Raw genomic sequence first — 14,191 nt, 5'->3', positions numbered from 1 at the left:
TTTTTGATGTATTGTTATTCAGTTTCTTAGTAAAAACCGTGCAAAGATATAATTTTATCACGAACCATCGAAATAATTTGTATCTTTGTTGCCGATATGTACCGAAAATCCGGCAACTTATGAAAAAGATTGTTTTCTGTCTTCTGCTTTTAACCTTTTCTTTTCGCCTTGCGGCCCAAATTGACTATTTGGAGCCGGTGAAGCCTTTTTCCACTTATACAGGCGAGTTAGGCGAATATTATCGTAGTGTGTTTTCTTTACTTAATACAGGCTTCCAGAAACAGCCTTATGCGCGTTTTGCAGCTATCCCTTCCTTTTCGCCGGAGTATGCAATGTCGGTAGAGAAGAGGAACGGACGTTATACGCTGGTTTCGAACACATTATCGCGTACTTATTGGCAGGCGGAGAAGGGAACGGTGACGGTGGATACTAAATCGGTTGTCATTAGTGCTTCCCTATATCAGTCTTTAGGGGCTATCTTTCGTTTGGTGACAGAGCAGGTACAGGATTTGGACGGTTCTACGGCTGGTTTGGATGGAATTGTTTATTTTTTCTCTTCTACGAATGCCAAAGGTAAAGAGCAGATGGGACGTAAATGGTCGCCGGAAAAGGGAACGTTGATGGAACGTCTCGTGTTGGTTTGTCAGTCGGCTTATATGTTATCCCGGGGGGAAAATATTTCGGAACAGACGTTGGCAGTGGAGGCTGCTGCTTTATTAAAAGCATTGCAACAGCGTACCAAGGAAGAGCCGGATGCTTATAAGCGGCCGATGTATATCGGAATTTATCCGGTGGGTCCCCGTTCAAAGACACTTTCCGGAAGACAGGTGGAGGAACCTGCTCATTTCTCTGCGATGACTCCGGAAGAATATATTGCCAGTGAAATGGTTTATCCGTCAGGGCTTTTGGAGAAGAATGTTTCGGGTTATGCTTTATGTGAGTTTACTATTGATAAGGAAGGGGTTATCCTTCGTCCTCATATTCTACGTTCCACTCATCCGGAATTTGCAGAGGAGGCTCTCCGCATTGTCAAAGGGATGCCGAAATGGTCACCTGCATTGGTGGGAGGAAAGCCGGCGGATAGTAATTACACTCTTTATGTTCCTTTCCGTCCGCAACTCTATCGGAATAAATAAGCAACTTTGCATCCAAAGTCCGATTAATAAAAAAAGAGATATTGCATTTATAAGTTGAACTTATACTCTCTCCAATAAATAAAAAAAATAAATTTGCTGTCATCTGTCACAGATTGTAACTTAACTGTTTGATTATGAAAAGTTAATGGCGTGACAGCAGCATGGTGACAGCACTGTGACGGCAATAATGCTGTCACTGCAAAGCAAAGAAGAGATAAACGCACTGCAAAGGCGGTATGGTAGAGATGCATACCCAAATCAAGTAAAAATCACAGATGAAGTTTCATTGCCTGAATAGTATTAACCACAGGCAGATAAGCTATTTTATTTATTACCCCTGTACATACGGGGCGGGATCTGCCTTGTAACCGATAGTTTCAAGCCTTGAAACTATTGGTTTTGCGGTGCGAAACTACAGTTTCATCGCCTTGAAACTGTAGTTTCTCCTGCTTGGAACTATTAGTTTCTCTTAGGTGAAACTATAGTTTCACACTGATGGAACTTTAGTTTCTCGCCGATGAAACTATTCCCCCATGTAGTTGTTTACTTATTTATCTTATATAAAATTCCATTGTAACTAAAAAGCTTGTCATTTATTATCTTTCTTTTCAGAAAAAAGAAGTATATTTGCAATCAAGGACCGGACCTTTGACAGCCGGACTTGTATTTATAGGACATTTAATTTATCTAACAGGAAACTAGCAATTTTCAAACAGATGATAAATCAAATGTCCGTGCCAAGCTTATATCCTTATCGATATATAAGTTTTGGTGCGGGCATACTGTATTTTCATCTGTCGGTTTTGCTAGTACCGCTGTTGGGAAATATATGTATCGTTCGCACCTTTTTTATATTTGGTTGCGACGTATACATCTAAAAACAAAACGAGGTATGACAACAAAACAATGGATTGGTATTGAAGAAGCAGCAACCAAGTATCAGGTATCTACCAGACGTATTATTACTTGGTGTAAAAGACAGGAGATTATTTATTCAGAAATCGGTGATTATCTGATGCTTGATGAAAACAGTCTGACGGATTGTCTTGAACGAAATATCCGGTTCAGTCTTTCCGAAGAAGAACACAAACGCCGGATGGATGAGAAGATGAAGGAAAATGAAGAGGAACTTTTTCTGCTTCAATCGCTGAAAGAGTTGACCCCATTGATTCGGTTAATAATAAAAGAGCTTGCCGGAATGATAAGAAATGATGAAAGACGGCAACTGTTTCTCTATACCGTCTTGCAAGGAAACATCAAGGATTTTAGTGTCCGGAAACACATGAAATATCGTCAAGCGCAGAAAGTATTTGAGGGACTTGTACAGGAAATAAAATCTCAAGCGGGATTCCTTAGGACTTATAAGGAAGAAAATATCCGCCTTAGAGCAACAATAAGGGCGTATGAAATGAAATCCCGCCAGAATGGCTTTGATAATGATATGCTCATGAGGGAAGCAGAAGAGACGAATCCGGAAATTTTTATTCCCGAAGATATAAAAGCGGCAAAGGCTTTGCTCGATACTCCTATCACAGAATTGAAATTTGATATTCGGTCGCAGCGGATCATTTCTGAAGCTGATATAAAAACGCTCCGGGAACTGCTACAAATCACTTCTCAATATGGGTTTAGGAAATTGCGTGATATGTTACGGAATTTCGGGCTGGTTTCACAAAAGAAAGTGGAAAAACGCTTGAAAGAGCTGAATGTGCTGGACGTTGCCGGTAACTGTAATTTATATAGGTATCTGGATGAATGACACAGATTGGGCTGGAGTGTTTCTTTGATAGTATAATAACATGACTGATTTCTTCAAAAATCATTAAAATAGAAAACTTTTCTTCGTTTGTATTGTCTTATAGCCATAAACTTTTAAAACGAGAAATTATGGATGATATGATTAACAGGCATGATTCGATAGCCGAAGAAAATATCGAACCGAATGGTCGTCCGGCTAAGAACCAGTTTGAGGAATGGAGTGGCGAGGTTGCCGACCGTGCCGATGACGCATTTAAGAATGACAAGAAAGACGGTCCCATTAAAGACCGTGAGAAACGTATAAAAGAAATGGACGAAGTGATTAAAAAGGACCTTGAATAAAGGTCCTTTTTTGTTTTCTGCGATACGGAAAGATAGTACAGAAAGATGCATACGGATAAATAAAAATAAGAAATTATACTATCATCCAGTAAATCAATATAGGTATTAAAATTCCTATTATCGTTAGAATTCCGCCAATGCCCCACAATCCCTTTTTCCCGGGAACAATCAGTAACCCGGTGATGAGCAAAATAAACATGAGTAAGAGGAATGCATCGGAGGTTATTGTCCATAAAGAACCCGGATTGCGATGTAACTTATTCAATGCGGTTAGGAAAGCGGGACGATGCATTTCTTTGATAAATGCCTGCTGGCTGGTTGCATCCAACTTGATTACCAATTGCTCTTTGCCAAAGATGGTCAGTTTGTTTTTACTGAGGCTGAAACGGTTATACAGGTCGGGATTGCATGAGAGATCGGAGATAATCTTTCGTGCATCGGCTTCTGTAAAATCGTCTTTATTGGCAGGGAGCTGGAATATATAGTCCACTGTGCGTTCCTTTTTCTGATTCATGAATGTAAATTCTTTCCGGTGGTTGAGCAGGAAGCCGGAAAGGAGATAGACAAACAGGATGCCTGCACAAATGAAAGATACATAACGGTGCGTTAAACGTAAGTATTTTAGTGTTTTGGGAGATAACATTTTTATATAGAATTTACTAAGTTAGTGAATGTCCAATTCGTTTAATATGTATTGGGAATGTGAGTATTGCTCCAAAGTCCATAATACATAGCGGATATCTACTGCGATGTTACGGCTTTTCTCATTGCCTGCAGTTTCGTAATCGGAACTAAGTCCCTGCCAGATACGGTCGAAGTTGATACCCACCACTTCTCCTTTGGCATTCAATACCGGACTGCCCGAACTACCCGAAGTGGTATGTGCATCTGTCAGGAAACAACAGGTGGGTGTCACTTTCTGGTTAAAGTAGTTACTGGGTTGGCGTTGTTCGATGAGTTTGACGAAACGTGCCGGCAGATTGAAGTCCTTGTTTCCGGCATAAAGGCGATGACGGCTGAGCATTCCGTCAACAGTTGTAAATGGAGTATAGATGACTCCTTCGCTGGGAACGGCTGCCTTTACTTTTCCCGTAGAATAACGCAGGGTGCGGTTAGCGTCAAATGCAATTTGTGTCCCCTTGTTCTTTTCAGCGTATGCTTGCAGATACAAGGAGTAGAGTTTCATGTTTTTATTCTGATACGCTTGTTTCAAACGGTTTATTTTTTCTACATACACCAGATAGAAACCGAGTGACAACTGATACAGCCCATCTTGTGACAGTGCAGCTGTTCCTTGTGTCGGTACACTGTCCAGAAGTGCGAGCATACTTTCCTGATTACGCAAGGGGGAATGATCGTACAGGCTGTCTATATAGGCAGAAAGATGTTGAGGGTAATGCTTTTCTACCTTTTTCAATGCTGTGGAGTAGAAAATAGAATCTACGTGATCCAGATAATAAGCCAACATCTTTTTCATGATATATTTGTCGTCTTCAGGTCTGAAATCACGATAGAATGCTACGGTAAGCGGTTTCAGTTTGCGGATTTCTCCTTTCATGGCAGTCTTTACATTTTTGCCTTTTCTTTGTTCCATTTGCACCAGTTTTTCAAATTTTCCGGCAAAAGGGATGACGTTGGTACCGTAAAGTGCGACTTCGCGAAACATCTGGTCTGTGAAGTTCAGTTGGGTAAGACGTTCGTAGTTTGCTTTCATATCATCGAGCAATGTTGCCCCGTAGCGTTGCGTACGGGTGTCATCAGACAGAATCCATTCTGTCATCGCCTGTTCCTCCTGCTGTTTCCGGGCAATGATGCCGGATTCTTTCACACCACTGATCTCACCAATTGATTTTAGATAGACATTAGCAGCGCTTCCGGCCTTAATGTTATAGTAGGAATAAAGCGAGTCGGCAGCCGTTTCTTTACGTTGTGTGTAGAAGTCGAGCTTGATTTTGGCAATATCTGCTTCTGCTTGCGTGTCTTTGAATACAATTTTCTCAAGGGCGAACGAAGGGACATATTGCCTTGTTTGTGCAGGATATCCGGCAACCATCACAAAATCATCGGGTTTCACTCCTTTGGTAGAGATAGACAAATGAGCGTCGGGTTGATAGGGGCGGTTCTGCTTGTTGTAGGCTGCCGGTTGGTTTTTATCGTTGGCATAAACGCGCAAGATGGCGAAATCGGCGGAGTAACGGGGCCATTGCCAGTTGTCTGTGTCGCCTCCGAATTTCCCTATCGAGATGGGGGGAGCGGCTACGATACGCACATCCTTGAAGCTGCGGAAGACAGCTAGGATGTATTGTCTGCCACCAAATAAGGAGTAGATTTTTCCTTCTACACCGCGACCTTTGGCTTGGGATTTGACAATTTTATTCCCGTTCTCGTTGATCTTTTGGGTAAGTGCCTGATCGGTAAGATTCCCGGTATCTTGTGTGATTTCCGTCGTTACGTCTTTGATAGTGATTAATTGATTGACCTGTAAATTCGGAAGATAAGTCTCTTCGCTGCGTTGGGTAGCCCAGCAGCCATGCTTCACGTAATCGTGGTTTGCATCGGAGATATGTTCGAGATAACGTGCGACACAGTGGAAGTTGGTCAATACCAGTCCTTCACCGGAGATGAAAGAGGCACTGGCAGAGGGAGAAAATGTACTGTTGTCATAACTTAATGAAAGGATAGCATTCGACAAGCACGACTGGTTGATGTCGTAAATGTCTTTTTCACTAAGACGCAATCCCTGTTTTTTCATTGCCTGATGTACTTTTCCTTGTATTTGAGTAGGTAGCCAGAAGCCTCCATCGGCATGCACGGGTTGTATGCACAACAGGCAGAGGAGGTAGAAGGCGGAAATAATGGTAGTTAGCTTCATTGTATTTTGTTTTTTAAATAATTATTCCAGGTAGAAGGATTAGTTGTTAACTGTTCGCGGATGCGGGTAAGATGCTCGCTGACCGTCGGGGAGAAGAGTACACTGAAAGAGGAGGTACGTGCTTCTGTTAGCAATGATTGCAAGGTCTGGAGATAGCTTTCCTGCAAATGTCGTGTGAATATGTCCGGTGTCTTGTCCGTAAAAAGATAGTTGGCAGAGACTTCCAGATAATGGGCGTAGGTAAATCCTGCTGGTGTTTCGTTCGAAGAGATTCGTTCGGCAATGATTCTGCCAAACATCTTTTCAATAATTGTCTTTTGTGCTTTTATGATGGCTTCGGTTGGGTTGCCGGCATATTTGCATACGGCATCCGTCCGTAGGAAGTCGTATCCGCCAAGCAGTTCTTTCCAAAGAAATTCGACAGCTTTTCCGGATACTTCATCGGAGAAACCAATAAAAGGAATCACACGTTCCAGATGGTCGAAATAGGCTTGCTGCAAATCGGTATAGGTGGCGGGCATCTCCTCAAACGGGTTATCTGTCAGACGTTTTTTGTTCCATTCCGGCAATTGCGTCAATATTTGTTGAAGGTTGCGGATTCCGTAGGTTGCCGATGCGACAGGGTCGTTGCCGAGATCGGAGGTTTGAACGGTAGGATCAGTGGGGATGGTGCTCGGTGCTATGCGTCCGCAATGATACATGGGGTCGTTTTGTTTTTCATCTATCCATCCGGCTACAGTTCGGGTGTTCTCGCGGGAGAGATAGGCGTATCCGATACGGATGGCGTATCGGTCGTACACTCCCAACAGGGGAGGTAATACGTAACGGACGCCGTCTCCCGGTTGGGCGACATAATTGAACCGGGCATAATCCATGATGGACGGGGTGGTGCCGTAACGTTCTGTAAATTCCGGACGGCGCAGGTCTTCTGTATTATAGGCATACGAGGCTTTGAAATTATGTTCCAGTCCGAGGCAGTGGCCTATCTCATGGGCGGCGGCGTAACGGATTAATTGTGCCGTTATGTCATCCGGTAGTGTTTTCGTGCGTGCCGCAGGATGGTAGGCTGATGTTTGCAGGAAATACCATTTGCGTAGCAGGGCTATGACATTACTGTGAAACAACACATCTGCTTGCAGAATTTCTCCTGAACGCGGGTCTACCCAGTGTTTCCCCATTGCGTTCGGGAAATCGCTGACTACATATCGGAAACAGTTGAAACGTATATCGTTCGGATCGAACTCCGGTCCGGCTTCGGCGTATGTCTTTGCTTGCATAACTTCTTTAAAACCAATCTCTTCGAATGCTTTGTTCCAATCCAGTATTCCTTTGCGTATGGCTTTTTTCCAAAGAGGAGGGAAGGCATCGTCTATATAAAAAACGATGGGTTGTTGAGGCTTCACTTGTTTGCCTTGCAAATAACTGCGTACATCTTTAGGAGAGGGGACAATCCGGAAGCGGGTGATGTAGTTTTCCGCTGCGATTGAGGAAGTATCGAAGTCGAATTTCCGTTTAGGGATATTGTCATATCCTACCCGGGCATCGTGTATACGTGGTTGCATGGGTTGCTCAGGCAGTAGTAACAGCGATTTCCGTATCGTAGTGAGGAAAGGCTGGGTGGTTCCTTCAAAACCATACTGTACGCTGACTTCCAGGTTCTTTTCGTGGACGTCTACCTGAAGTATTTTATTGAGTTGGGGCAGGGAACGTCCTGGTGACGTTTTCCCTCCAAAAGGGTCTACACTTTCTATGGGCTCACTAAGAAATTTGCTCCAGTTTACAACAATCGAGCTGTCTGTCTCCTGTTCTATTTTCCAGGATTCCGCTATGGGAGTGATGGCATTGCGCGCATAAGCCGGATATGAAAGATGAGTTGTGTCCTCACATAAGTTTTTGGAGTCGGGACGTAACAGATATAACTGTTCTTTGTCATATTTGAAACGTATCCATACCGGATCATAAAGTCGCTGGCCTGCATAAAGTTTGACTTTATTATTGGGAGAACTGACGGTCATCACACGGGCTGCTAACAGGAAATCCCGGTTTATCAATCGTTTGGGTATTTCTACCAAACATCCTTTGGCGTTTTGCCGGATGTGAAACATGGGGGCAGAGTTACCCCAAAGGAGGGTGGGAAAGAGCAGCAGGAGTAGCAACCGAAGTTTGTTATTGGCAATTCTCATCATGATTGGTGTAAATTATCTGGTTGTTTTTTGTGGGGTGAGGAAGGTTAATGGTACAGTCCGAGACTTATTCCGAACATTTTGGAATCGGTTTTCTTGTCGGTCTTCAGATATGCTCCTGTGGCTTTGACGAACCACACGTTGGTGTGTTTTTTTATAGTTACAGGCATTTGATATTGTATTTGCAATTTTCCGTGCGCATACGATGCTCCATAATAGGTTATGTCGGGTAAAAGCACACTTTGGGCGTATTCTGTGGACGGATCGTTGAGTGACAGGTCCGATGATAGCGAGATGTGATATCCGGCTTCTGCTTCTATCCATAATGAACGGTTGTTTTTGCGCAGGAATGAATATCCGCTTTCCATGCAGATAGTTGCCTGGCGGACTGTAAGTGATGAAGACGGAAGATTGTATTGATCTTCTACCGATTGGAAATAGGCGCGTGCGCCTGCGTAGGCTGTGGCTTCTCCGGTGTGATGATTACTCCACAACAGGCGGTAGTGCAGATTGGCATTGAGTAAATCGACGGTGTAACGTTCGTCATACGTGAGAAGTGTGTTCCAGTAGGAGGATTCGATACCTGTTACCGGATCTTTTTCTATTATTTTTTCCTGACGGTATTCGTCGGCTTTTCCTGTCTGATAGTTAATGGAAATGTCGATGATGTGTTCTGTGCGTCCGGATTTGATCCGGTTCATAGAAAGCAGGTTGTAGGTGGTAGTGTGATATTTTCCCGGTGAATATTTGATGTCTCCCCATACGTCTTCGTTGCCTTTGGCGTATGAAAGGGTGGTAAGCGTTTGAATCCGTTCGTTCTTATATTGATAAGACAATTCACCGCCAAATTCATGGTTGACGAATTCACGTTCAAAACCGGAGTAACCACCAGTGGTACCATCAGCATTTTCCATTCCGGTAAAGGTGTAGTATTTGAGGTTCGGATCGGTTTGTACGGTGGTGATGTTGGGGATTTTTTCTTTTCTGCGATGGTAATAACCGCTAAGACCCAGCGAGTGTTTGTTCCACGTGTAGGTGACGGCAGGAGTCAGTTGATAGTCTGCCAGATTGGTGCGTGAACGGGGGTCTTTTAGTCGGGAAAGATCTCCTACTTTATAATCCAGTCGTGCGCCGAAAGTGAAGTTTTTGATAGGCAGAGTGGCTAACGCTGCCGAGAGGTCGAAGTTCTGGAAGTCGTACTTTCCTTTGATGGAGCTTCCTGAAAAGTAAGGATTGGAGTGGTGGCTACGCAATACGTCGCTCCATGAACGGTTGAATTGCCGTCCCATGTCAAAGGTAAAACGCCCGTATCCGTAGAGAAATTTCCCAATTTTTTGGTATCGTTCTGAAGTGAACAATAATTTGTTTTGCTCATCACCGTCCTGAACCCGATAGTGTGTGCCTTGCTGATGAGAGAATTCGAAATAACTGATTCCCCGGTTGGTCAGCGTATCCAAAGAGAGCCCGGCAGGATTCAGGGTACGTCTCCATAACTGGGTAGCATCGGCGTACTCGTATTTTTCTTTTGTCTGTAATTCGATATCTTGGGCATGTATGTACAGTGCAGTTACCATCAGACCGGTAAAGAGTATATATCGATGGTTCATCATCATTTCTGAATTGGTTTAATTATTTCGTGAAGTAGTTGAAGAGACTGTACCGGAAGGTTATATGTTCTTGGGGCACAGTCTCTTTTGTTTTCTATTATTTGTATTCCTTCGGTTTGATTTCACTTGATACGGCAAAATCGTTACTGCTGTTATTGGTATCAGCAAGAATGGTGCGCCCGTTTTCTGTCTTGGCTGTTTTGCGGTAAACTACTTCTCCGGTATATCCGGTGGTAGCCTCCGTGTATTGATAGCCTGCATCAATATAGTTGTAAAGACGTTTAGTGTTTTTATCTACTCCCGTACTTTTGTTTTTCAAACATTCTACACCATCCATTATGTATTTTACAGGGGTTTTGACAAACTTGCTTCCTTTATCCTTGCCGTCAACGTATACAGTTTCCCATGAGGTCACATCTTCATCTGTACTGAATAATACAACAGAACAGGGGCCACCTTGTACCAGGTTCATATTACTGATTGTGGGAAATGTTGTATATATCAGTTCCACAGCCGGGGTTGCAGGATTGTTGGTTGTTTTCCCCTGCGTATCTTTAGCCTCAAAGTCGGCTTTGGATAAATCTACTTCATTATTTCCTGTGTGGTCGATGGCGCTATTGGCAACGATTATCGAGGCTCCCGGTGCAACTTCTGCGACTACATTAGATGGGAAACGGTAAATCTGCTTTAGGTAAATATATTCCGGTGTGGAGCCAAGCGTATATGCAGGAGTACTTTCCGACTCTACCAGTCCGAAATAAAGTCCGGCTATATCAACGGTTTGGTCCGAGTTATTAAAGAACTCAATGTACTTACCTGCCAGATAATTTTTATTATTGTTGTCTTTGGTTCCTGCATAGTAAACTTTGCTGATAACAATTGATTGTTTGGCAGAAATACTTGTTTGAAGTTCGATGGTTGCTGACGAACCGACAGTATATTTCAATAGACTGCCGGAAATCACATAATTTTCATTTTGCGGATCGTTGCCTGTCATTTCTTCATATTCTTCTGCAGTGATTTCGCAGGAAGTAGAGATGTCATACAAATCGGGAATCACTCCTTCGAAAGTGGCTATACCTTTTTCGTTTGTAATGGCGGTGTATTTACCCATTGTAACAGTGTGCCCTGTATATAGAATGTCGGACTTGAATCCTTCGGGCATGGATACTTTCACTTGTACGGTCAATGCTTGTGTGGCATTGTCGTCAGAGGAACATGCAGCCATGATAACTGTGACAGCCGCAAACATCATTTTTGTAATAAAAGAAATTGTTCTATTCATATTGTGATTTATAAATTAAAGAATAATTCGACACCAAAACTGAAATTACCTGTATTACGCTGTACTAGCGTGTTGGAGGTAGAGTTTTTGAGAAAAGGTTCGTAAAAGAGTATGTTGTTGGCATAGAATGAAATGCCGCCTATATTGCCCAGCTCCTTGGTGAGGCGTCCCGCCATTAACCATGTAATAGGGGCTTTGCTTGGCACATTGTCTTTAGGATTCTTGCGTTGGCTTTTCAATGATACTCCTTTTATTTTGTAGTTCTCATCTGCCAGCATATCTGCTGTTATTTCATGATAAGAGAGGTCTGTGTCTATCCATCCGATAGGGTCCATCGGAGGATTGTTGCTCTTGGAATAATTGTACCAGATGGCTTGTGTTGAGAACGAAGCTACCATACGCAGTGCCGGGATATTGGTCACAATCCGCAGAGTGTTCGTAAAGCGGCGGTAAGTGCTATAGTTTAGCCCGGATGGATATACAATTTTGAATGGAATGGTATTGGTTACCTGATATTCAGTAGGTAGATCGGTAGGATTGCTACTGTTGATGTCTGTAGAGTAGGTCTTGGATTCCATATATGCTCCTGACAGATAGAATGAAGTGTGCAGTGCCGGAATCTCGCCGAAGTCAAAGTCCATTTCTATCCCTTTATTGATAGAGACATTCGTGTTTCCTATTTTACCGGTCGTACTGAGTACAAGGTCCGTGCGTTCTGGATTATCCCAATCTATTTTTGTAGCTTGTCCAGGAGTGATAATCAGTCCTTTTTCCGCAGAATAATAGTTGGCTGTATACGTAAAATATTCTGTGGCCGATCCGAATCCGTTAGCGGTTTTATCATGATAACCGATGAGGCTTAATTTATGCTTGTCCGATAACTTTATGTCGAACCCTGCCTCCCATTTGCGATTGGTCGCATTCTTCAATCCTTTAGTTCGTTGCACGTGGTACACTTGGGTGTGGTACATCAATATTTGTCCGACTTTGTCGTCTTGAGGCATATAATTGGCAGCTACACGGTCGATGTACTTTTTGTCGGGATAGAGATAATCTAAACCGGGAGTTTTTGAGTTGAGTCCGAATCCTCCACGGATATTCAGCCATTTGTTGACGGAGAACGAAGCATTTACACGGGGAGAGAAAGAAAAGGTTGCTTCATCCGCCCACGGCTGTAAGGTGGTGAAACGTCCGCCTAACTGTATTTTCAGAAATCTGTTTTCTGATATATCCCAACGGAAGTTATCTTCTATGTAAGCGGCCATCTGATGGATGCTCGGAATATCGGAGAAAGGACGGGGACGTCCGTTACTGTTGGGTTGCAATGGGTAACGGTCGTCATCATTATAATATCCGCGGGCATTATTCCAGTCGTAGTGGTATTCCACTCCCATTTTGAAGTTCTGATATGTTTTCTTTGATTTTACGAAGAACGTGTTGCTGACTTTGGCATATACATTTCCGGGACGGCTAAGGGAACCTCCGCTTGCCTGATATGAGCTTTGCTCGAAAGGCACATTATAATACCCTGTTTCTGTGGCAGTAAGTATCGGTAGCAACCCGGACGAATTGGCAACAATGGCGCTCTTTTCCATCTCTGTTTGAGTATAGCTGACACCTAATGTGTAATTAACAGTACGTGAGAATGGTTTATTAATTGATAGTTTGCCATTATGGCTTAGTGAGAACAGCTGGTTGCGATTCTTTTGAAAAGTGCCGTCGTCGATGGCATCCGGGTCTTTTCCATTCCAGTCTTTGCCCATCATGTAACGTACCTTTGTGTCTGTATGCCAGATACGTGAAAAATCTTTGCTGTATCCCAAGCTAAAGGTGTAACGGTCGAATGACTTTGTTTTCTGGCGTGGATCTCCCCATGCTTGTGCATAGTCGAGATTGAAATTCAGGATACCGGCATCTTTGTTTAAACGCAATCCTTTACCGAGCGAGTAATTCATTGTTCCGGGATTTATCTTTCCCTTGATCTGCCAGGGAGTTTGTCCGATTTTGGAATGAACAACTACAAGTCCGGAGGTTAAATCACCGTATTCGGCAGAAGGAATACCACGGATTATTTCTACGGATTCAATATCGTCCGCACTAATTTGGCGTAAGTCTGTTCCGACAAATGCGGTACTTGAAAATCCTCCTTGCGATAGTGTACCATTGTTGGACATGGGAACTCCGTCCATTATGATACTCGAACCGAAGGCATTGGTGTTATTGTTAACAAGAGTACGGAGCTGTACATTGGAACGGGATGTCAGATCTGTATTTTTCATTAAGTGCCCCGGTATGAGTTGCATCACATCATCAAGGCTCATAGCCTGTAAATGGTCTATCGCTTGTCTGCCTATAATGGAGCTGGTAGATTCTCCGGCCGCATTTTGTTTTGCTACCACTACTACCTCTTTCAAAGCTAGCGAAGTGGGAGACATGCGGATCGTCAGATCCAGGTTTTGTTCAACGTTGATTTCCCGTTGCACAGTCTCGAAGCCTACATACGAAATATTTAATATGTATTTTCCTGTGGGGACATTTTTTAGTACAGCCTTTCCCTCCATGTCGGTTGCGGCATAAGCTCCTAGCGGATTAAGAACGCAGGTTGCCATTGGTAGCGGCTGTTTGTTTCCCCTTTCCAATAACAGGATATGGATGTCATGAGTGGTGGTTTGCTTTTGAGCAGGATAGAGTAGAATAACGGATTCATTGATTTCGTACGTCAGTCCTATTTGCTTGCAAAGGTTGTTGAGTAAAGTGCTCAATGATGTCCCTTGCGGATAATTGAGTGTTACAGTCTGTTGGCCATTAATATTCTTCTCTTCATAGACAAAATGTACATTGGCAGCTTGCCGAATCTGGGTCAGTGCAGTACGTACCGGGATATTCCGTACTGATATGACCACATTTTGGTTTTGTGCCGATACATTGGCGGCAAACAGGATAATGGCTACTGTTTGCATCATCCGGATTAAAAGATATTTTTTCATATTTGAACAACGCTTTTTCCT

9 protein-coding genes are annotated in these 14,191 nt (G+C 43.2%); 3 read left to right on the top strand and 6 right to left on the bottom strand.

The window, feature by feature from the left end:
• Positions 1 to 119 precede the first annotated feature (119 nt).
• The 3 genes from I2I13_RS11360 (at position 120) to I2I13_RS11350 (ending at position 3,236) form a co-directional block, all read left to right on the top strand.
• Positions 120 to 1,136 carry an energy transducer TonB gene (locus tag I2I13_RS11360; protein ID WP_195649545.1) on the top strand — a complete coding sequence of 339 codons (1,017 nt, stop codon included), beginning with the start codon at positions 120 to 122 and terminating at the stop codon, positions 1,134 to 1,136.
• A gap of 892 nt (positions 1,137 to 2,028) precedes the next feature.
• The gene (locus tag I2I13_RS11355) at positions 2,029 to 2,895 is read left to right on the top strand and encodes a hypothetical protein (RefSeq protein WP_148364703.1); all 867 of its coding nucleotides are present in this window, start codon (positions 2,029 to 2,031) and stop codon (positions 2,893 to 2,895) included.
• 128 nt (positions 2,896 to 3,023) lie between these two features.
• Entirely contained in the window at positions 3,024 to 3,236 is a 213-nt protein-coding gene (locus I2I13_RS11350) for a hypothetical protein (RefSeq protein WP_117934125.1), read from the top strand.
• A 73-nt stretch (positions 3,237 to 3,309) separates the two neighbouring features.
• Here I2I13_RS11350 and I2I13_RS11345 read toward each other — a convergent pair whose 3' ends face one another.
• From I2I13_RS11345 to I2I13_RS11320, 6 genes are all read right to left on the bottom strand, one after another.
• Entirely contained in the window at positions 3,310 to 3,879 is a 570-nt protein-coding gene (locus I2I13_RS11345) for a PepSY-associated TM helix domain-containing protein (protein WP_004321502.1), read from the bottom strand.
• Between the two features lie 21 nt (positions 3,880 to 3,900).
• Positions 3,901 to 6,108, bottom strand: coding sequence for a S46 family peptidase (locus I2I13_RS11340; RefSeq protein ID WP_195649544.1), 2,208 nt, complete (start codon positions 6,106 to 6,108; stop codon positions 3,901 to 3,903).
• On the bottom strand, positions 6,105 to 8,294 hold the full coding sequence (locus I2I13_RS11335) for a zinc-dependent metalloprotease (protein WP_195649543.1): 2,190 nt from the start codon (positions 8,292 to 8,294) through the stop codon (positions 6,105 to 6,107). The genes I2I13_RS11340 and I2I13_RS11335 overlap by 4 nt, the downstream gene beginning before the upstream one ends.
• Positions 8,295 to 8,338: 44 nt before the next feature.
• Positions 8,339 to 9,904, bottom strand: a complete 1,566-nt coding sequence (locus I2I13_RS11330; RefSeq protein ID WP_195649542.1) for a DUF6850 family outer membrane beta-barrel protein — start codon at positions 9,902 to 9,904, stop codon at positions 8,339 to 8,341.
• Between the two features lie 91 nt (positions 9,905 to 9,995).
• On the bottom strand, positions 9,996 to 11,183 hold the full coding sequence (locus I2I13_RS11325) for a DUF4876 domain-containing protein (RefSeq protein WP_195649541.1): 1,188 nt from the start codon (positions 11,181 to 11,183) through the stop codon (positions 9,996 to 9,998).
• A gap of 8 nt (positions 11,184 to 11,191) precedes the next feature.
• Positions 11,192 to 14,170, bottom strand: coding sequence for a TonB-dependent receptor (locus I2I13_RS11320; protein WP_229128622.1), 2,979 nt, complete (start codon positions 14,168 to 14,170; stop codon positions 11,192 to 11,194).
• Positions 14,171 to 14,191 lie beyond the last annotated feature (21 nt).

Origin of the sequence: Bacteroides sp. D55t1_190419_B8 (assembly GCF_015558905.1) — a bacterium.
GTDB lineage: Bacteria > Bacteroidota > Bacteroidia > Bacteroidales > Bacteroidaceae > Bacteroides > Bacteroides vicugnae.
This window is presented reverse-complemented; position numbering and strand designations above follow the sequence as displayed.